This window comes from Candidatus Nitrosopumilus sp., from assembly GCF_040878665.1.
Taxonomy (GTDB): Archaea; Thermoproteota; Nitrososphaeria; order Nitrososphaerales; family Nitrosopumilaceae; genus Nitrosopumilus.
Genome location: NZ_JBBDLU010000006.1, coordinates 62,889 through 82,684 on the forward strand (window position 1 = coordinate 62,889; position 19,796 = coordinate 82,684).

The 19,796-nt window shown below is 32.4% G+C and carries 24 protein-coding genes, 2 tRNA genes and 1 rRNA gene; 14 read left to right on the forward strand and 13 right to left on the reverse strand.

Translation table 11 applies throughout. The features are described 5' to 3' along the window. Positions 1–27: 27 nt before the first annotated feature. Together WDZ98_RS04985 and WDZ98_RS04990 are read left to right on the forward strand one after the other, a co-directional pair. Positions 28–660, forward strand: a complete 633-nt coding sequence (locus WDZ98_RS04985; RefSeq protein WP_368059357.1) for a TenA family transcriptional regulator — start codon at positions 28–30, stop codon at positions 658–660. A gap of 41 nt (positions 661–701) precedes the next feature. Then, positions 702–775, forward strand: a tRNA-Ile gene (locus WDZ98_RS04990). 112 nt (positions 776–887) lie between these two features. On the opposite strand, the gene pyrE is transcribed toward WDZ98_RS04990, so the two are convergent. Beyond that, on the reverse strand, positions 888–1,493 hold the full coding sequence (gene pyrE / locus WDZ98_RS04995) for an orotate phosphoribosyltransferase (RefSeq protein WP_368059355.1): 606 nt from the start codon (positions 1,491–1,493) through the stop codon (positions 888–890). 50 nt (positions 1,494–1,543) lie between these two features. Between pyrE and WDZ98_RS05000 the strand changes: the two genes are divergently transcribed. Further along, complete coding sequence (locus WDZ98_RS05000; RefSeq protein WP_368059353.1) at positions 1,544–2,626, forward strand: transcriptional regulator; 1,083 nt, start codon at positions 1,544–1,546, stop codon at positions 2,624–2,626. On the opposite strand, the gene WDZ98_RS05005 is transcribed toward WDZ98_RS05000, so the two are convergent. Next, positions 2,618–3,727 (reverse strand): site-2 protease family protein, encoded by a 1,110-nt coding sequence (locus tag WDZ98_RS05005; protein ID WP_368059488.1) that lies wholly within the window; start codon positions 3,725–3,727, stop codon positions 2,618–2,620. The two genes, WDZ98_RS05000 and WDZ98_RS05005, sit on opposite strands and share 9 nt — an antisense overlap. Positions 3,728–3,802: 75 nt before the next feature. Between WDZ98_RS05005 and WDZ98_RS05010 the strand changes: the two genes are divergently transcribed. Both WDZ98_RS05010 and WDZ98_RS05015 read left to right on the forward strand, forming a co-directional pair. Next, positions 3,803–4,300 carry a GNAT family N-acetyltransferase gene (locus tag WDZ98_RS05010; RefSeq protein WP_368059351.1) on the forward strand — a complete coding sequence of 166 codons (498 nt, stop codon included), beginning with the start codon at positions 3,803–3,805 and terminating at the stop codon, positions 4,298–4,300. Positions 4,301–4,337: 37 nt separating this feature from the next. After that, the gene (locus WDZ98_RS05015) at positions 4,338–4,556 is read left to right on the forward strand and encodes a transcriptional regulator (protein WP_368059349.1); all 219 of its coding nucleotides are present in this window, start codon (positions 4,338–4,340) and stop codon (positions 4,554–4,556) included. Position 4,557: 1 nt separating this feature from the next. Here WDZ98_RS05015 and WDZ98_RS05020 read toward each other — a convergent pair whose 3' ends face one another. Then, on the reverse strand, positions 4,558–5,385 hold the full coding sequence (locus tag WDZ98_RS05020; RefSeq protein WP_368059486.1) for a class I SAM-dependent methyltransferase family protein: 828 nt from the start codon (positions 5,383–5,385) through the stop codon (positions 4,558–4,560). A 5-nt stretch (positions 5,386–5,390) separates the two neighbouring features. Then, entirely contained in the window at positions 5,391–7,178 is a 1,788-nt protein-coding gene (locus WDZ98_RS05025) for a ribosome biogenesis/translation initiation ATPase RLI (RefSeq protein ID WP_368059347.1), read from the reverse strand. Between the two features lie 94 nt (positions 7,179–7,272). Between WDZ98_RS05025 and rrf the strand changes: the two genes are divergently transcribed. Together rrf and WDZ98_RS05035 are read left to right on the forward strand one after the other, a co-directional pair. Next, positions 7,273–7,392 (forward strand): 5S ribosomal RNA (rrf, locus tag WDZ98_RS05030). A 54-nt stretch (positions 7,393–7,446) separates the two neighbouring features. Further along, positions 7,447–7,575, forward strand: a complete 129-nt coding sequence (locus WDZ98_RS05035) for a hypothetical protein (RefSeq protein ID WP_368059345.1) — start codon at positions 7,447–7,449, stop codon at positions 7,573–7,575. A 2-nt stretch (positions 7,576–7,577) separates the two neighbouring features. On the opposite strand, the gene WDZ98_RS05040 is transcribed toward WDZ98_RS05035, so the two are convergent. Continuing rightward, positions 7,578–9,050 carry a leucyl aminopeptidase gene (locus WDZ98_RS05040; RefSeq protein WP_368059343.1) on the reverse strand — a complete coding sequence of 491 codons (1,473 nt, stop codon included), beginning with the start codon at positions 9,048–9,050 and terminating at the stop codon, positions 7,578–7,580. Positions 9,051–9,086: 36 nt separating this feature from the next. Further along, positions 9,087–9,464 carry a hypothetical protein gene (locus WDZ98_RS05045; protein WP_368059341.1) on the reverse strand — a complete coding sequence of 126 codons (378 nt, stop codon included), beginning with the start codon at positions 9,462–9,464 and terminating at the stop codon, positions 9,087–9,089. Positions 9,465–9,540: 76 nt separating this feature from the next. Here WDZ98_RS05045 and WDZ98_RS05050 point away from each other — a divergent pair, with 76 nt between their 5' ends. Genes WDZ98_RS05050 through fsa form a run of 3 tightly spaced genes read left to right on the forward strand, consistent with a single transcriptional unit; the run spans position 9,541 to position 12,841 of the window. Further along, positions 9,541–11,208 carry a ribulose-phosphate 3-epimerase gene (locus tag WDZ98_RS05050; protein WP_368059339.1) on the forward strand — a complete coding sequence of 556 codons (1,668 nt, stop codon included), beginning with the start codon at positions 9,541–9,543 and terminating at the stop codon, positions 11,206–11,208. Next, positions 11,205–12,179, forward strand: coding sequence for a transketolase family protein (locus WDZ98_RS05055; protein WP_368059337.1), 975 nt, complete (start codon positions 11,205–11,207; stop codon positions 12,177–12,179). Before WDZ98_RS05050 ends, WDZ98_RS05055 begins: the two co-directional genes overlap by 4 nt. Beyond that, positions 12,176–12,841 (forward strand): fructose-6-phosphate aldolase, encoded by a 666-nt coding sequence (fsa, locus tag WDZ98_RS05060; RefSeq protein ID WP_368059335.1) that lies wholly within the window; start codon positions 12,176–12,178, stop codon positions 12,839–12,841. The genes WDZ98_RS05055 and fsa overlap by 4 nt, the downstream gene beginning before the upstream one ends. 45 nt (positions 12,842–12,886) lie before the next feature. Here the strand turns inward: fsa and WDZ98_RS05065 are convergent, their stop codons facing one another. Further along, a complete protein-coding gene (locus WDZ98_RS05065; RefSeq protein WP_368059333.1) occupies positions 12,887–13,159 on the reverse strand; it encodes a hypothetical protein in 273 nt (90 codons plus the stop codon). A gap of 154 nt (positions 13,160–13,313) precedes the next feature. Here WDZ98_RS05065 and WDZ98_RS05070 point away from each other — a divergent pair, with 154 nt between their 5' ends. Next, the gene (locus tag WDZ98_RS05070) at positions 13,314–14,099 is read left to right on the forward strand and encodes a hypothetical protein (RefSeq protein ID WP_368059331.1); all 786 of its coding nucleotides are present in this window, start codon (positions 13,314–13,316) and stop codon (positions 14,097–14,099) included. A gap of 10 nt (positions 14,100–14,109) precedes the next feature. On the opposite strand, the gene WDZ98_RS05075 is transcribed toward WDZ98_RS05070, so the two are convergent. Beyond that, a complete protein-coding gene (locus WDZ98_RS05075) occupies positions 14,110–15,126 on the reverse strand; it encodes a magnesium transporter CorA family protein (RefSeq protein WP_368059329.1) in 1,017 nt (338 codons plus the stop codon). A 289-nt stretch (positions 15,127–15,415) separates the two neighbouring features. Between WDZ98_RS05075 and WDZ98_RS05080 the strand changes: the two genes are divergently transcribed. Both WDZ98_RS05080 and WDZ98_RS05085 read left to right on the forward strand, forming a co-directional pair. Further along, positions 15,416–15,487, forward strand: a tRNA-His gene (locus tag WDZ98_RS05080). Positions 15,488–15,725: 238 nt separating this feature from the next. Further along, a complete protein-coding gene (locus WDZ98_RS05085; RefSeq protein WP_368059327.1) occupies positions 15,726–16,196 on the forward strand; it encodes a universal stress protein in 471 nt (156 codons plus the stop codon). Between the two features lie 124 nt (positions 16,197–16,320). On the opposite strand, the gene WDZ98_RS05090 is transcribed toward WDZ98_RS05085, so the two are convergent. From WDZ98_RS05090 to WDZ98_RS05105, 4 genes are read right to left on the reverse strand one after another with little or no spacing between them, the layout of a single operon-like run. Beyond that, positions 16,321–16,668, reverse strand: a complete 348-nt coding sequence (locus tag WDZ98_RS05090; protein ID WP_368059325.1) for a hypothetical protein — start codon at positions 16,666–16,668, stop codon at positions 16,321–16,323. A gap of 37 nt (positions 16,669–16,705) precedes the next feature. Next, the gene (locus tag WDZ98_RS05095; protein ID WP_368059323.1) at positions 16,706–17,464 is read right to left on the reverse strand and encodes an SAM-dependent methyltransferase; all 759 of its coding nucleotides are present in this window, start codon (positions 17,462–17,464) and stop codon (positions 16,706–16,708) included. A gap of 25 nt (positions 17,465–17,489) precedes the next feature. After that, positions 17,490–17,759: a UPF0147 family protein gene (locus WDZ98_RS05100; protein WP_368059321.1), complete on the reverse strand. Its 270-nt coding sequence runs from the start codon at positions 17,757–17,759 to the stop codon at positions 17,490–17,492. Positions 17,760–17,793: 34 nt separating this feature from the next. Continuing rightward, complete coding sequence (locus WDZ98_RS05105) at positions 17,794–18,102, reverse strand: Rieske (2Fe-2S) protein (RefSeq protein ID WP_368059319.1); 309 nt, start codon at positions 18,100–18,102, stop codon at positions 17,794–17,796. A 39-nt stretch (positions 18,103–18,141) separates the two neighbouring features. On the opposite strand from WDZ98_RS05105, the gene WDZ98_RS05110 reads away from it, so the two are divergent. After that, complete coding sequence (locus tag WDZ98_RS05110) at positions 18,142–18,930, forward strand: GNAT family N-acetyltransferase (protein WP_368059317.1); 789 nt, start codon at positions 18,142–18,144, stop codon at positions 18,928–18,930. On the opposite strand, the gene WDZ98_RS05115 is transcribed toward WDZ98_RS05110, so the two are convergent. After that, complete coding sequence (locus WDZ98_RS05115) at positions 18,927–19,796, reverse strand: fumarylacetoacetate hydrolase family protein (RefSeq protein WP_368059315.1); 870 nt, start codon at positions 19,794–19,796, stop codon at positions 18,927–18,929. The two genes, WDZ98_RS05110 and WDZ98_RS05115, sit on opposite strands and share 4 nt — an antisense overlap.

The window sequence follows — 19,796 nt, forward strand, 5'->3', positions numbered from 1 at the left end:
TTTTATTGGCGATATTGGAGATGATTCATGAGTATAATAAAAAAAATTGATGAAATGATTGAAGAAAGAAGTTTACTAAAACATCCATTTTACCAAATGTGGTCTGATGGAAAATTAACACAGGAATCTCTTGCAGGTTATTCTAAAGAATATTTTCAACTTGTCAAAGCAGTTCCATCTTTCATGACTCCTATTATTGAAAAGTCCCATGATTCTGTAGTTGATGAATTAGTTGAAAATCAACGAGAAGAGTCCGAACATGTTAAATCATGGATTACTTTTGCTGGTGAACTTGGAATTTCTGAGGATGAACTCATTTCATATTCTGGAACATCCAAAACTTGTAAAGCAGTATCTGATCTGAATGTGTTGATGAACACATTTGATGGTGGAGCATGTGCTATGTATGCTTTTGAAAAAGAAATTCCAAAAATTAGCCAAACAAAACTTGATGGGTTGGCAGAATTTTATGGAATGACAAGCAATGCTGCTACTGAATATTTCAAACTTCATACAGAAGCTGACATAAGACATGCCGCATCCTGGAGAAACATACTGGAGAAATCTTCAGTAGACTCAAACAACTTGATAGAAATTGCAGACAAGTCTATCTCTGCACAAAACTTGTTGCTTGATAGCTGCTATGAAGAATATTGTTAATCTCATAACATTTTAAACCTGAGAAAAAATTCAATTGTTTAGGGCCCGTAACTCAGCTTGGTAGAGTAACCGGCTCATAACCGGTGAGCCAAGGGATCGAAGCCCTTCGGGCCCATTATTTTCCATTAGTTTTAAAATGAGCCAATACAAAATTATCTGGCTGCAATGAAGAATCAGAGTTATATCTGAATTGATGATTGGAAGGCATTTGTCTGAGCTGCCAATAATCACTTGCCGATTTGTTTTTTCACTTTTTCTAAAATAGTCACATCGATAAGACTCTGTTCGTACAGTATCTCTGTTATTTGTAAAATATTTAGAATTGAATGCATTTTAACTCCTAATTCTAACAATGCATTGTCTGCTCCCTCCATTCTGTTTACTATAACATATGCATCTTCTATGAAAATATTTACTTCTTTTAATGATTTTATTGCATTTACTACAGAACCTCCTGTAGTTGCAACATCGTCTATCATCACTACTTTCATTCCGTCGTGAATCTTCCCTTCTACTGATTTTGATGTTCCGTACTCTTTTGGTTTGCTTCTAACATAGATTAGAGGTTTGACTATTTCAATTGCCAAAGCTGATGCGATTACTAAACCTCCTGTTGGTACTGAAACAATAGAATCAAACTTGTCCAATCCAACCTCTTGTGTAATCTCATTTTCAAGATATTTTACCATTTTTCTAAATTCATGAGGATAGCTAGGAACTAATCTTAAATCTACATAATATGAGCTCTTTTTCCCACTGGCCAATGTAAAATCTCCAAATTTTATAATGCCATTTTTGTGCAAAAATGTTGCAAACTCTTTCACAAACTCCATACCAAAGTTAACTACACTGGATTTATTTTGGTTTGTATTGTGTAGTAATTATGCCTGAAATCTGGTTAAATTATGGTATTACTGATGTTGTTTTGGATATAAAGGCAGAAAATTTAGAGCAAAAAATTGATTCTGATGGCAAAATCTTGGAAGATGTACAAATCAATGATAAACTAAATACCCTTGACTTGTCAAAACCTATGGAACTTGTAGTTTTACATAATTCAAAATCTATTCAAAAAATTATTGCTTCACTATTTACTTTATGTGAACAAAAATCAAAACCATTCCCAAAAATTCTAGCTGAGAAAAGAATTCTAAATTTGGTAAAATCGGGTTTACCTGAAGGTAGTTCAATTAATGAATTTGATGATGTTGAATTTTCAAATGCTAATCTTGTATTTATGGGTGAAATGGAGTTTAATGGATTATTTGGTTATGAGACTATTTCTACACGTCTAATCAAAAAATTTGGTCATGAATCCATGTTGTCTGCATATGCAAAAAGATCAGGTAATCTTCCTGTATCAGGTCAATACCCAGAAAGCTTAACAGAAGCAAAAAAATTTACAGATAATTTTGAAATTCAAGGAATTGAAATCATTGCAAATTCTGAAGGAATAATGGATTTCACAATTGGGCATCCTTCAGAAACTATTTCATCTACAAAATTTTTAGAATCTAACTCTATCAAAGATGTTGGTAGACATAAAACAATGGTAATTAGTACCGGTAAAGACGCAAGCAATGATAATCTTGGAACTTCGCTTTCATCGCTTTGGAATTGTTCTAATGCAATTCAAAAAGATGGTCTTGCAATTTTAGTAGCTGAATGTAAGGGTGGATTAGGCTCTGATGCACTACAACAGTACATTGAAGATAGACTAAGTTTGGAGCAACTACGAAATCCTACAAAATATGTTAGTGGAATGGAAGATTTGCTTTTTCTATCAGAAATACAAAAGAATTTTCAAATTGCGCTAGTATCTATTATGCCTGAATTTTATGCCAAAAAACTTAACATGATATCTATGCAAGGCATAAAATATTCTATGGATTATATTCTTAAAACACAAGGAGCAAGACAAAAAGTTGCAGTAGTTACAGATGGCGCAAGACTTTTGTTAAGATAAAAGACTAGGCAAAAAATTTGCTGGTAATGGTGCACATAGAATTGCTAATCCAACAATTCCAATGTATGATAGTTTTCTTTTTCTTGAAAGTGGAGACACATCATCTAGTGGAGATGCACTAGGATTCTTTGAACTCATAATAAGAATTAAAATCGCCATTGGCCAATAGTTTAGCAAAACAAGAATTCCTATACTTCCAAATGTTGCATATCTGTGTAGTTTTGGACCCATTAATGTTCTTGCCATATGTCCACCATCTAATTGCCATGCTGGAAGTAAATTCAAAAATGTAATTAAAAATCCAATCCAAGCTGCAAACATAAATGGTGTCATAAGTATAACTTGTCCAAACAATTCTCCTTTACCAAACATTGCTAAACTTGCAGTCATTAGTAATGGTTCTCCAAGACTCCAATCACTTAATCTGGATTGAGCAAACAATTCATCTGCAATTACCTGATCTAGTACGGGAGCTGTATATGCTCCATAAATTGACACTATGATTGCAACTATTAATCCTGCAATAGGACCTGCTATAGCAACGTCATACAAAATTTCTCGATTGATTGTTAACCCTCTTGATTGGATAAATGCACCAAATGTTGGAATTCCATACACAGGTATGCCTGGTAGGAAATATGGCCAAGTAGTTTTTAGTCTGTGTATTTTTGCGGCAACTATGTGACCTAACTCATGAATTCCTAAAATTCCAATCACTGATAATGTGTAAAAGGCTGCCGTTTCTAGGGGCTCTCCAATATCTACAATAGAATTTGTAAATGATGTTCTGTAATACCCATCAAACATCACAAAACCGATGACAACTGCAAATAATATTCGAGGAGTCCATGCTGATTTCATTATTTTACCTTGTTTTCTAAGGGCAAATTTTTGAACAATTACAAATATCCCGTCATCTGTTTCTTCTAATTTACAAGCGTAACTCATATCTTCTAATTTTCTTGCTAGCCCTTCAAATTTTGATTTGAAATCGCTATCTTCTATTTTAAATTCTAAAGAAAATTCTTCCTTTGTAAAATCACTGACTAGAAATATAGAATTCACTAATGAAATAATTTCTTCTTGTGAAGGTTCTTCCATCTCTTTAAGGCTTGATTTTTCCATTAAATGGTCTTTTGGTTTAAAATTAAATATTGATGCTTCTAATACTAAACCATGCAAGTTATCCTTAGACAACTAGGTAATTGTAACATTAGACGAGCAGAGCCAAGCGATCTAATCTCAATTATGGAAATTAACCTGAAAACTCTTCCCGAGCACTATTCAGATTATTTCTATGAAAGTTTACTTGCAGAACTTCCTGAAGCTTTCATAGTTGCCGAAATTGGAGGAAAACCTGTTGGATATATTATGTGTAAAACTGAATTTGGTTTCTCAAATTTTAAGAAATTAGGTTTTGTAAAAAAAGGACATGTTGTGTCTATAGCTGTACTTGAAGAACATAGAAAGAAAGGTATTGGAAATGTACTTGTTGAAGAATCCGTTAATGGTGTCAACTTGAGAAAATGCGATGAATTCTATTTGGAAGTGAGATGCAGTAATAATGAGGCTGTAAGATTATATGAAAAATTAGGGTTTGTAATTAGACAACAATTAAACGCCTATTATAGAGATGGTGAAGATGCATATCTTATGGCCATTGAATTAAATTAGTTCAAAGCAATAAATAACTCACAAAAAATTCTTCGCCATGGATAAACGAAAGGGAATGGGAATTACCATTTTTGTACTTTGTATTGGTGGTTTTTTTCTCTATGCATACTTGTTGATGTTATCTGAATGGAGTCCAATTGTATTACAATTATCTGTACTAATGATTGCTGGAGGAATTTTAGGAGTTATCGCATGGATTGGATATGTTATGGCAACAACAAAATCTTCTACTGCATCTGTTACCTCAGACGACTAATCTATTTGAAAATTTTTACATCTACAACTGTTTGGTAGTATCTAGGACCTACTGCTCTTACAATTTTTGATTTTAATATTTCTGATTGTACCGGAGTGATTTTAAGATAGTGCTCTTCTGAAAGTTTTCCTGCATCTGATTTTTTATCTGCATGAATGTGTGAATAATAATGAATAATTCCACCATTCTTGGTTGTGTTAATTGCAGATTGTAAAAATTCATCTGATCTTTCAGGCAGCAACATCAATGTTCTATCTGATTTATCGATTAATTGATTTTTGATAATTTCTGATGCATCTCCGTTTATTGAAATCACTTCACCAATCATCTTGTTTAATCCAATATTTTTCTCACACAGCTTTGAAGCCACTGGATTAATGTCAATGCTGTATACCGTACATTTTTTCTTTTTTGCAGCCATTATGGAAAACATTCCAATTCCTGCAAACATGTTAGTGACTGTTTCACCATTTTGAATCAAATTGGCAATCCTTTCTCTCTCTGTAGAAAGCCTAGGTGAAAAAAATGCATTTTTGACATCAACTGTAAATTTACAGCCGAATTCTTTGTATTCTGTTTCTGTATTGTCCTCTCCTGCAAGGATCTCCAGATCTCTTGTACGAAAATCTCCCTCAACAGATGACGTTTGATAGAATACACTCCTAGCAATTTTTACCTGATCCAATAATGATTGACCAATAATCTTTTTCTTAGATAACAATGATTCTGGAATTCTTACTATGATAATATCTCCTATCTGATCAAATGCTGAAATTAACTCATCACTTTCTTTTACAGTAAGCACATCTTCTAGCACTTTTTTTAACATCCGAGTCAATGCTTGTAATAGAAATTTCCAGATGTTTTTTGATCCTTGTCTAATCTACTATCTATCTTGTTTACTCGAGGTCTAAGACTTCTTTCATCTCTTCTAAATGACATGTCTAGTGATTTTAGAAATCTATTCATGGCCTCTGCTTTTTTCATGGGTGCAGTAGCTATACCTTTTACTCCTGATTCTCCTTCAAAAATGATCATTGTATCTGAAACTAAATCCATTAATTGCAAATCATGATCAATGATTATTGCAGACTTTCCAAAAGAACGAACAAATTTTTGTATGAATTTTGCAACAGCTATTCTATCTTCTACGTCCAAAAATGCTGATGGTTCATCTAATGCATACAGATCAACTTTTTGCAATAGACATGATGCTACAGCAATTTTTTGTAATTCTCCTCCAGAAAGATTTTTGATGGACTTATTGTATAGTTTTTTAATTTTTAATGGTTCTAGTATCTGTTCTTCTTCCATACTTCCTTCAATTTGATTACCATTTGCTTTGTCTAATACTGAAATGACTTCTACATCGATATCATTTTGAAGATATTGTGGTTTGTATGCTATTTTGATTTTCTTGTCAATCTCTCCAGAATCTGGTTTTTCTACACCTGCAATCATTTTCATCATTGTTGTTTTACCAAGAGCATTAGCTCCCATTACGCCTACAACCTCTCCTTTTCTTATTTGACCCGACTCAATTGTAACAGAAAATGAAGGATATTTTTTAACTAGTTTTGGATATTTGACAATCGTATTCCCTTCTTCAAAAATATCTGTCGTTGATGACGATACATCAAAAGAAAATTTCTTGTCTCTAAACCTAACATTTTCATTTGGTAAATATCCATCAAGAAATACATTAATTCCAACTTTTGTAGATAGTATAGTTGAAACAATGCCATAAGCTGATGGTTCTCCATACAATACTTCAATATAGTCACTTAGAAAATCAAGTAATGTTAAATCATGCTCTACAACCATGACGCTTTTTCCATTTCTCGCTAAACTTTGAATCACACGAGCTACACCTGTTCTTTGAAAAACATCATTGTATGATGATGGTTCATCAAAAAAATAAAATTCTGCATCTTTTGACGCAGCGGCAGCTACAGCAATTCTTTGCAATTCTCCACCACTTAATTCATTCAAACTCTGTTCTAGAGAATTTTCTAATCCTAATTCTTTGATTAATTCTCTTGACACACCACGTTCGTCATATTTGTCAAGAAGTTCTTTTCCTGTTCCGTTAAATGCTTGTGCAATGTGATGAACTTGTTGAGGTTTTATTGATGCACGAATTTGCTTTTGTTCAATTTTTTCAAAATGTTGTTTAAGCTCTGTTCCACTGTAATGTTTTAAAATCTCATCCCACTCTGGTGGATTTTCATATCTTCCTAAGTTGGGTTTTAAATTTCCAGATAGTATGTTTACTACTGTACTTTTCCCCATTCCATTTCTTCCCAACAATCCTACAACTTCTCCTTTTTTTGGTGTAGGTAATTTGTAGAGCCTAAATGAATTTACTCCATATTGATGAATTTTATCAGTAGCTAATTCACTTGCAAGATTTACTATTGTTATGGCATCAAATGGACATACTTTGACACATATTCCACAACCATTACAAATATTCTCGTCGATCTGTGCTTTCTTTGATTCCTCATTTATGATAACACATTCTGCTCCTGATTTGTTTACTGGGCAGTATTTTATGCACTCCAAGCCACATTTTTGTGGTTGACATAGATCTTGATCTAATACAGCTACCCTATGTGTCATATTATAGTCGGGTATTTTCTTTGCTTTATACCTATTTTGAATCCTCTTCTGAATCTGGCGTTACGTTAATAGATGAGAATTTAACATTAATTTTCAAGCCGGCCATAGCGTTAGGGTGCGACCCAATCCCTTTCCGAACTTGGAAGTCAAACCTGACGTCGCTGTTGTGCTACTAAGATGCGAGAGCTCTTGGGAAGCAACAGTGCTGGCATTTTCTAATTTACAATCAATGTTTTAATATCGAATTAGTTGGATTGCTGTGAATTAAATGCCAAATTGTAGTGTTTGTGGAGAAATATGTGATAATGATATCAGATTACTAAATCACATGATGGATAAACATGGATGGAGAAATCCCAATGTTGGTACACCTGACAGAAATAGTAGAGGCTATTGATTCTATAAATTTTGTAAATAATCTAAAATTAGTCTTACACCAAAACCTGTTGCACCTTTTGGGTTATACGATTTTTCTTTTGTTGCACCCTGTATCCATGCAACTCCTGCAATATCGATATGTGTCCATGGTGTTTTTTCAACTGCATTTTTTAAAAATGCTGCAGCAGTGATAGTTCCTGCAGCTCTTCCAATACCTACATTTTTCATGTCTGCAACATCTGATTTTATCATGTCCATATAGTCTTGATTTAATGGAAGCTCCCATACTTGTTCAGTGGTTCTTTTAGAAGATTCATTGATTCTTTTTGTTAGTTTATCATCGTTTGATACAATTGCTGCTATATTAGTACCGAGTGCTACAATACATGCACCTGTGAGAGTTGCAAAATCAATAATAGCTTTTGGAGTATATTGTTTTTCTCCATATGCCAGCGCATCAGCCAGAATCAATCTACCTTCTGCATCTGTATTTAGGATCTCTGCAGTTTTTCCACTATACAATTTTATGATATCTCCCGGTCTGTATGATTCACCACTTGGCATATTTTCAACTGAAGGAATAATGCCAACAACATTGATGGGCAGTTTCAATTCTGAAACTGCCTTCATTATTCCAAGAACTGTACATCCTCCACACTTGTCAAATTTCATTTCGTCCATTTTATCTCCTGGTTTTAAAGAAATTCCACCTGTGTCAAATGTTACAGCTTTTCCTACTAACACAACAGGTTTTTCATTTCTAGGTCCATGAGTGTGTTCTAAAACAATTAACTTTGGTTCATTTTTACTTCCTTGTCCTACTGCTGAAATCCCTCCGAAACCTTTCTTTTTTAATTCCGGTTCTGAAATAACATGACATTTCATTTTATTTTTTTTTGAAATCATTTTTGCAAAATTTGCCAATGTTGTGGGAGTACATTCGTTTGGAGGTAAATTGGCAATACTTTTGGTGAATATTGCACCCTCTGATACAATCTCAGCTGTTTTGATAGCGTGTAAAATTCTACTTGATTTAGAAACTATTATTGTTAAATCTGGTGACTTTTCTGCTTTTTCTGCTTTAAATTTGTCAAATTTGTATAGTGACATTTTACAACCTTCAATGATTTGTGTAACTGAAGAAATTGAATCCATTACAAAACTTGGAGGTGTGATAATTGAAAATTCTTTTAATTTTAATTCTCTTGATTTTTGTGCAATTTTACCTGAAACATGTCTGATGGTGTCATTTGTCAAATTTTCTTTTTTACCTATTCCTGCAAGTAGAATTCTTTGAGCAGGGTTTTTTCCTGGCATTGGAATTAAGCTTATTCTTCCCAATTTTCCTTCCATGTCTTTTAAAGATTGATTAATTGCAGAAGTTGTTTTAGCATCGTATTTACCTAATCCTAAAATATTGTTAGAATTCTCTAACACAAATCCACATAGGAGACTAGTCTTTATTTTTACAGAATTTTCAGTTCTAATCTTCATAATTTATTCTGTTTTTTGCTGTGATATTTAGATTTGCTAAAAATCTATTTTTTTACTATTTATGAATAAACTTGCTGATCTTACAAATACTGCTTTGACTGCTTTACACTCCTGTTTACATTCATCATCTGATTTGATAATTGTTGGCACTTTGGTATTTTTAGTTATCATTGTTTTTATTAATGGATATAGTGCTGCTCTTCCACCATAAGCTCTTTTTTTACTAATGAACCAAAACATTTCAAGAGCCGATTCATCTAAAATCTCATTTCTTATCTTTTTTCCAAATTCTGAATAATGTCCTACTATCATGATTTTACCTCTAGCAAAAAAACTAACATATTTTGCAAATTTTGTACACAAGTAACATTGATTATCAAATAACATGATTGGGATATTTTCTTCCACTTTCATAATATTACAAAGTATGGATCGCATTAAAATTTTGCAGAAGTAGATTTTTATTCAATTTCTAAGAATAACGATCGAGATGGGGCTTAATTATTATCAAATTAAGAAGAATATTCTTAGATCTAGAAAATTAGTGATTAAAGGTACAAATGCTGCAGGCTCTGGTCATCCCGGTGGTTCTTTTTCTATGGCAGAAATTCTTGGTTGTTTGTTTAACAAATATTTGAAATTTGATCCTAAAAATCCTCAATGGGAAGATAGGGATCGTTTGGTTTTATCAAAAGGTCATGCAGCACCCGGACTGTTTTCTAATATGGCAGTTGCTGGTTATTTCCCTGAATCTGATATTGAAACTCTACGAAAATTTGGCAGTAAACTTCAGGGACATCCTGATCTCAAATGTCCTGGTGTAGAATTCTGTGGAGGTTCTTTAGGTACTGGATTATCTTATTCTGTTGGAATTGCACTGGCTGCAAAACTTGACTCTAAAAATCATCATGTTTACACAATTATTGGAGATGGAGAGTCTGATGAAGGCCAAATTTGGGAAGCTGCCATGACTGCTGCAAAATACAAAGTTGATAATCTCACTGCGTTTCTTGATAGAAATTTTATCCAACAAGATTCTTACACTGAAAAAGTCATGCCCCTTGATGAAAAATTGGAAGGAGATGATCTTTCTGAAATGTGGAAAGATGCATCACGTTGGAAAACAGGTGATAAATGGAGATCTTTTGGTTGGAATGTAATTGAAATCGATGGACACAGAATTGAACAAATCGATGCTGCCATTGCAAAAGCAAACGCAACAAAAGGAGTCCCAACCATGATAATTGCTAGAACAATTAAAGGAAAATCTGTAGAACATATGGAAGATAATCCTCAATGGCATGGAAAAGCTCCTGATTCTGATGTGGTTCCAATAATTAATCTTGAATTAGATTCACAATTTATGATTGCACCATCAATCATTGCAGGAGATATGACAAATTTAGAAAATGAAATTAAGCGATGTGTAACTGGCAGAGCAGATTATATCCATCTTGATGTCATGGATGGTCAATTTGTTCCAACAAAAACATTTGATCATAATAAAATCAAAGAGCTAAGACCACTTACAGTAATTCCATTTGATACACATCTGATGATTAATGACCCTGTGAAATATGTCAAAAACTATGTTGATGCTGGTAGTGATATAATTACAGTTCATGCTGAAGTAACAGATGAATCTAGCTTTGGAGAAATTCATGACATATTAAAACAAAATCAAGTTGGTGTTGGTTTTTCAATTAATCCTGACACTGAATTACCTGAATGGTCTTACAAATTCCTTCATTCACTTGATCAACTAATTGTTATGTCTGTAATGCCTGGAAAATCCGGTCAAAAATACATTGAAGAAACACATACAAAAATGGCAAGATTAAATTCTATATTAAAAGAACATAATTTTTCAGGCTATATTGAGGCTGATGGGGGTGTTAATCTCGAAAATATAGGATCCATATTTGCTGATGGTGCGCGTGCTTTTGTTGGAGGCGGTGCAATTATTGGTCAGCAAGATGTTCGAGATGCAATTAGATCTTTTAGATCTGAGGTTTTAATATCAAGAAGGTATGGATTACTTGCAAAAGCAAACGAACTTGGTGGAAGTGATTTAGTAAACAAATGGATTGGCTTACACATTATTGGTGAAAAGAAAGAACAAATTAGAAAAATTGCACAGGAGGCTGGATACATTTGAATGAACCAGTAATGACTGATATGCGTTCGGAATATTCTAAATCTTTAGTTCAATTAGGAAAAGAAAATCCAAATATTGTTGTTTTAGGTGCGGATACAACTGATTCACTAAAAATTTCTGCATTTGGAAAAGAATTTCCTGATAGATTTTTCAATGTTGGTATTGCTGAAGCTAATCTTGTCACAATGTCTGCTGGATTAGCTATATCTGGAAAAATTTCTTTTGCTAGTACTTATGCTATATTTTTACCAGGTAGAGCAGTTGATCAAATTCGAAACAATATTGCATATCCATCACCTCCTGGGAAAAAAGGCCTCAATGTGAAATTAGTTACATCTCACGGCGGTTTGTCAGTAGGTCCTGATGGAGGTTCACACCAACAAATTGAAGATATTGCTATAATGAGAGTCATACCTAATTTTCGAGTCTTTATCCCTGCAGATACTATTGCAGTTTCAAATTTGACTAGACTAATGGCTAGAGAGTATGGCCCATTTTACATGAGAATGGCAAGATCTACCACTCCTCTTGTTCACTCTGATTCTCAAGAATTTCAAATTGGAAAAGGAATTGTACTAAGAGATGGTTCAGATTGTACTATTGCTGCATGTGGTATTACTGTTAGACTAGCTTTAGAAGCTGCTGAATCATTACAACAAGAAGGAATCTCTTGTAGAGTTTTAGATATGTTTTCCATTAAACCAATAGATAATGAAATTTTAGAAAAAGCAGCTAGAGAAACTGGTTGTATTGTTACAACTGAAGAACATAACATCATAGGTGGAATGGGTTCTGCTGTAGCAGAATCTGTTTCTGAATCTTATCCAGTACCTATTAAGAGAATTGGAGCCCAAGATATGTTTGGTGAATCTGCACGTGACAATGAAATTCCATTACTATTGGAGAAACATGGAATAACATCTTTTAATATGGCAAAACAAGTTAAAGAAATCAGGCGCAAAAAAATATGAAGATTTTTCTTGATACTGCTAATCTTGAATCTATTAGAAAATTCAATGATATGGGCTTGTTAGATGGAATCACAACCAATCCCTCACTAATGTCAAAAGAAGGTGGTAATCCAAAAGATGCCATGGAAGAGATTACAAAAATTATCAAAGGTGATGTGAGCTTAGAAGTTGTTAGTACTGAATATTCTGGAATGATAGAAGAGGGAAAACGTCTTCGTCAATACGGAAAAAATGTTGTAGTTAAAGTTCCTATGACTCCTGATGGTCTAAAAGCATGTAAGTCATTATCTTCTGAGGGAATTCCTGTTAATGTAACTTTGATCTTTTCTGCAAATCAAGCTTTACTTGCTGCAAAATCTGGTGCAAAATATGTTAGTCCATTTATTGGAAGGTTAGATGATATTGGTCAAGATGGTATGCATCTAATTAAAGAAATCAAAGAAATTTTTTCCAATTATGATTTTGGAACTCAAATTCTTGTTGCAAGCGTTCGTCACCCAATACATGTAATCGATGCTGCAAAAATTGGAGCTGATGTTGTCACGTTACCACCTGCAGTTTTAGATAAAATGTTGGAACACCCATTAACAAAAATTGGATTAGAAAATTTCTTGAAAGATTGGGAAAAACTTAAAGCTGGAAATCCTGATATTAAAATATAACATTCACTATAAATAAAATTATAAAAATTAAAAATTAAGGTTTTGCTATCCTGAACCTTTGTTTGTACTCTTTCTTGAACTAGTTCCTCTACCTGTACTTCTAGTCATTCCTTCAGTTGAAGGTCTTTCTTTAGGTTCAGGCATATCTCCTAATCTTCTTGAACCAGTTCCGCGGCCAGTGTGAACCATTCTATTTGCTGTTGCTTTTTTTCTTGCTTCTTGGATCTTTCTGAATTCATCGCCAGACCATTTTGAAGCATCTTCGTCAACTTCAATAGTTCCTGTACCCCTGCCTGTTCTAATTCTAATTTTCCCCATACTTTAGATTAAATCCTCTGGTATTTATCTAAGCTCATTCTTGTCCAAGAAAATGATATTTTATATCTTAAATTGAAAATTTTATAAAAAATCTAGCATTTCTTAAAAATCTTAATCAAAACAATCTTAATTGATTTTCAAGTGTTATGATTAAATGAAAAACTTTCTCTATTTTATACTTCCAATAATTGCATTTACGTTGATATTATTGAATGCATTTTTTGGACATTTGATCTTTAGTTCTCCATATGATCAGGCCATTAACAAATATTCTATCTATATTCATATGCAAGAAGAATGGAACAGCTATCCTGGAAATATCATTTTTGATGTAACAAATGTTTGGTTTAATCCAAATTCTGATAAAAATATCTATTCTGCAGATCCTTCTGATATTTCCACTCTTACAAATTACAATTCAAATCAATTACAATATCAGAATGATAAACCGTATGTACAACTACAACATGAATTTAGTGCTTGTGAATCAAGCTGGAAACCAATGCTGTATAGATATGTAATTGATACAATTCGCAATAAAATTGAACTATTTCAGGGAACTCAATTAAATGATGATCCATACGTTTCAATTTTTCCTAATATTTCTGTAGGAAAACAAATTGCAGTGGAATCATATGCTCAATTCATTCCTATATGTACATACAAAGAGAATACATCATACGAGTATTCTATATCAATCAACGATGAAGATGCATGGTTTGATGTCTATTTTGTACATTCTCAAAAACAGTTTGAGAATTATCTAAATTCTGATACTTTTCATTATTATATTTCAGAAGGTTGTTCTGCTCATAATTATCAAAGTTTTAGTAGTGTTTGCAGTAATGTTGGAACTAATTCTGGACTCTTAATCATACTGCCTGATAACTTGAATCAATCTTTAACCAAAGTCCGTGTAACTCTTCATGAAATTGAATGATTACTATCTCTCAATCACTAATCCAACCTAGTTTCTTGAAATAAGCAAACATCATAATTGCAGGTATTGCTGATGCAATGATAATTATGATAAAAACTGTATATGGCCCAAGAATAAGTGAATTATTTCCAATCCCACCTGGTAAATTTACATTCATTCCGTAAAATGTTCCTATCACTGTAGATGGAATTGCTAATGTAAAGATTATAGTCAATACTGCAAGTACTTTGTTTGTTTTTTCAGTGCTTAATACAAAATCTGTGTCTTTGTAAATTTCCATAGTCTCTCTTGATTCCTCTAATGTTTCTATTACTTTGTCAATGTGATCAATTACATCATCATAGTACAATACAAGCTCTTCATCTTCAGAAAACTTTTTGACATTTCTTGCAATTTCTGCTACAAATTTCTTTAATGGATTTACAATTCTTCTTAATCTGTTAATTTCTCTTCTGAGCAATGCTATACTTCTTGCAACTGATTTTGTTTCATCAAATACTCCATCTTCTATTTCATCTAGATTTGCAATTATTTTTCTTGATGTATGTAATAGATCATCTACTAACACATCGATGATTTCATGAAGTAAAAGTCCAGATGATTTTCCAAGCAATCTTTCTTTTCTGTGTTGGTCTGAATCTGTCTTGCATATATTTACTAATTCTACTAAAGGACCAAGATCACCTTGATGTACTGTAACTAGAAAATCTTTACCTACAAATATGGATAATTGGCTGTTTTTTGATATTCCAGTTTTCTGTACTAATGGCGGGAATTGTAAAATTACAAAGAAATGATCATCATAACTATCTAATTTTGGAAGCTCAAATTTTGTCATACAGTCTTCTATGTTTAATGCATTGAAATGGTATTTTTCAGCTAATTTTTCAATATTGCTTCTATCTGGATTCTGTAAATCTATCCACACAAATTTTTCCCCTTGTATGGTCTCTATCTTATTTTCAATAGTGTCCTCTTCTGATTTTTTATGCGAACGCAATCTATTGGCAATGAACCCTTTTTTCAAGTTGAAACATACCCTAATTCAACAAATTTAAAGCGATCGCTGTTATCTCATCAAAAATTATTATCCAAAATGAAATAATCTGCTTTTAAAAATGGTATATTTCAAACTGTTTGCTATAACCAAGGTAGAAAGTAATTTACTCCAACCCATATGACACCTATTGTTATTCCCATTCCAATCCACCATAAGCGCATAATTTGGTTCGCACGTGGTTAATAATAAATCTACAGTATAATTTTCAGTAGAATCTTAAAGATTATTACTGGATAAACAAGTTTATTTTTTTGTGGCCTTCGTAGTACAGTGGTTAGTATAGAGGATTGTGGATCCTCGGACAGGAGTTCGATTCCCCTCGAGGGCCCTCTGATTTTATTTTCAGATCCCACATTTCATTCTAGAAACTCAAAATTGTTTTGAGTTTGGGGGGATCTTGTTTATGCATAGTTGGCATTTGCATGCCTTCGTTTTACATATGCATAAACTGAGTAGATCTGTTTTTCTCAATTTTGTGGACAAATCTCGTGATTCTTAAAAAATACAATTTACTAGCATCAAGAATCTACAATTGTTTTAAATAACTAATTTGATGGTTTCATATTATGTACAAGACAATTCTTGTTCCACATGCAGGAACTATTGGAGGGGATGTGGCATTAAAACATGCAATCTTTACAGCAAAATACTCTTCTTCTAAAATTATCTTACTGCATGTTGTAGAAGAAATCTCACACCCGCCATCATTTGCATTATCTTCCTCTGAGCGAGAAAAATTATTGAAAAGTATCACTAATGCAAATGATGAAATGAGAATTGCAATGATTTCTGAGATGGAAAAACGAACAAAAATATGCAAAGAAAATGGCATTGAATCTAGTGTTAAAGTAGTAATAGGTTCAGCAGCAGAAGAAATTCTTAAAGTAATTCAAAAAAATAATGTAGATCTGATAGTTATGACAAAAAGAAGAAAATTAAAAGGAATCAAAAGTCTTCTTACCCTTGGTAGTGTTTCAAGAAAGATTGTGGAAAATACATCTTGTCCTATTTTATTGATGGATGCTGAGAAAAAATGAGTCTTATCTTTGCACACATATTGATTCCCTACACTACATGTGCTAGATTTTAATTTTTAATATCATAATCACATCTATTTTGTTGGGATTTTTGACAGGTTATATCAAAGTCTGTTTTGTTATTTTAAAATATGCCAAATTTACTAGATTCCATCTCTTCTTTGATTGCAAGCTTGAATCTAGGAGATTTATTCTCAATATTTTTTGTAAGCCATGTGAGAAATTTTTTTTCTGTTCCTTTACCTTTTAATTTTTCAAAGTCTGGCCCCATCATATCTGTTAATTTCTCGATTAATGATCTATTCACACTTAATACAAAAAAATGCCATCCAAAAGCAAATTCTGAATCTGTCATCACAAAATCTTCTTGACCGTGAACCATCTCTTCTAACAGCGATAGCTGATGAGTTAGTGCTTTGCTAGTTTTGTCATAATCTACAGCAGAAACATTGATGTTAATTTTCCCGTCCATAATATAATTAAGTAAAAACAAAATAAAAGGATTACATCTATTCTTCATTTAATAGATGTTCAAAATCAATATCGAAATGCATTTTCATGATGTTGATATATGTTTGAATAGATTCTGGAATTTTATCTCCACATGCCACTCCTAATTTTTTTGCATTAATCCAAATTATTAACGTCTGTATGATGGTCAAAAATCGATCGTTTTTAATTTCAGGCGAACCTAGAGATTTGGTATATCTTTCTGCAAATTCCCATGCTGTGATAAAATCTACACACTTTACGCCAAAAATTGCTAGTAACTGATCTTGCATATTTTGTGTTTTTCTAAATGGTGTTTTATTGATAATATATGGAAAATTTACCTCATCTGGAAGACAGTCTGGAAGTGGTCCCCAAATTGTAATTATTTTTGTTCCTGGTTTGAGTCTTTCAAATTTTTCTAACATTTGATTTCTCACAGTTTCATTTGTAAACCAGAATAAAATTACAGATGCATCAGAAATATCTGATTCTTCGATATTTTGACATCTAAATTCTGCTTTGGTATTTGCAAAAACTTTTTCTGCTTGTTTTATTTTTTCTTGATTGTTATCTATACCTACAGCTTTTCTAACTTTGAATTCATTAATTGCAATCTCTATCCCTTTTTCGTTACTACAACCTAAATGATAAAAAATATCACTTTCATCCAATTTTACAAATTTAAAAATCTCTCTAAATGATTTTTCTGGTAATTGAACATCTTCACCACTCAGTAAATTACTTGGAAGAGTTTCTAGGTAATCTTCAATTTTCATTAGTTTAATTGTAATAAATGAGAATTTATTCTCTTATGCTTTCAAGTTTCGAAACTGCTTGCCATAACTGTGTTCTTACATATGAGGGTAAGTTCGGGTCTTGTGTAACGTCATCTAGTAAACTAATTGTATTTGCAGCTCTTACGGATAATGAATTTTCTTGATTATTCAGATCTGTAATCAAATCTGTTATTGATTTTTTTATTGTTTTTGGAGTTGAATTACTTGATGCAATTTGGTTTAATGTCTCTATTGCTTCCTTCATTGATTCTTTATTTTGTGCGTCGTTTGTCATTTTTACATCTTTTATTGAAATTAGTGGTATATAGTTACATCTCTACAAAAACGTTGTCTGATTCTATTACAACATTATACGATGTTAAATCTCTAATTTTTGTTGGGAATTTTAGTAATTTTCCACTCTTGCAATCAAACTCTGCTGCATGCCATCCACAAGTAATTGTACTCTCATTCAACTTGCCTTCCGATAAACTAGAGCCTGAATGAGTACAAGAGTCATCCGTTGCAAAATACTCTCCATTGATATTTGCAACTAAGATATCTCTCCCGTCTATAGACACTTTGATCATTTTTCCAGGTAGAATATCTACTGTTTTACAAGCTATAATTTTTCCCATCGAAATTTTTAACTAATCATTCTTAATATTTTTTCGTATATGAAAAAGACAGTTATTAGAGATGCTACTGTTTCTGATAAAACATCTATTTTGAAATTTTGCCAAAATACTTTTTCTTGGGGTGATTATGTGGAACATGTTTGGGATTTTTGGTTGTCTGAAGGTTATTTGTTTTTAGCTGAAAATCAAAATCAAGTTGGAATTTGTCATGCATTTTTTTCATTAAATCAAATCTGGATTGAGGGAATTCGCATCAATCCTAAAAATCGTCGTCAAAAAATTGCATCTGATCTTGTAACCCATGCTGAAAATATTGCAAAAGAAAAAAATATTTTGTTTTCTTATATGTTGATTGATACTAAAAATACTGCATCTTTTTCTATGGCTAATTCTCTAAATTATGATGTTTTTCAAACATGGAATTTTTACTCTCTTGATCCAAAAATCAACTTAAATCATAACATTTCTTTTGAGCAGACTTTTGATCTACAACTTCATCACCATTATGTCAAGTCTTGGCGTTGGTTACCAATTGACGATGCAACTATATCGTTATTGGCTGAACAAAACAGAATTATAAAATCTACTTTATCTGACAACAATTCATTTGCAATTTTAACTACTTCTGATCATTTTAATAAAACACTGATTGTTACACTGTTTTCACATTCTAATGATTCTGCATTCCAAGTATTATCATTTTTGCAAAACTATGCGATGAATAATAATTATGAACGAATTCAAATCTTAACTAAAGAAAAATTACCTCTTTTCGATTCATTAGACTATAAAATTTCATTTTATTTGATGAAAAAATCGTTAACTTAATTTGATTTTACAATTCTTATTGTATTGTTTAAAATTCCCAAATTCTCAATTTCCATTTCTACTTTATCGCCATCTTTCAAAAATACTGGGTTTGGTTTGTTTAGCATTACTCCTGCAGGCGTTCCTGTTGATATGATGTCTCCTTTTTCCAGTGTCATAACTCTGGAAATTTTTGAAATAATTTCTGGAATTTTGATGAACATATTGTTAGAATTAGAGTTCTGTCTGATTTCACCATTAATTTTGGTGGTCATCTTTAGATTTTGAGGGTCTTGTATTTCATCAACTGTAGTTATCCATGGTCCACAAGGTGCAAATGAATCAAAACTTTTTCCTCGTGTAAACTGCTTATCTTTGAATTGAATGTCTCTTGCAGATACATCATTAAATATCATGTATCCAAATACTGCATTTGCAGCATCTACTACGCTAATATTTTTGCACACTTTTCCAATGATCAAGGCTAATTCTATTTCATAATCTAATTGTGTTACAAAATCTGGACATATGATATCTGAATTTGTACCGTTTAATGTCGTTCGTGGTTTTATCACAATTGCAGGATCTTCTGGTGCTTGTAATCCTTGCTCTTTAGCATGATCTACATAATTAAATGCAAGACAGATTATTTTGTTGGGATTTGGAATTGGTGACAACAATTTGAATTTTGAAATATTTTCATCGTATGGTAAATCACTAATTTTGCTTTTAATTTCATCATACCATCCATCAAAAAGAAAATCTTTTACATTTTGAGGAATTGGTACTCCTGTCAAGTAAGTAATCTCATCTTTTGTAGATACTTGATCTCCTTTTATGAAACCATATGTTTCATTATTATCATACAACAATCGTGCTATCTTCAT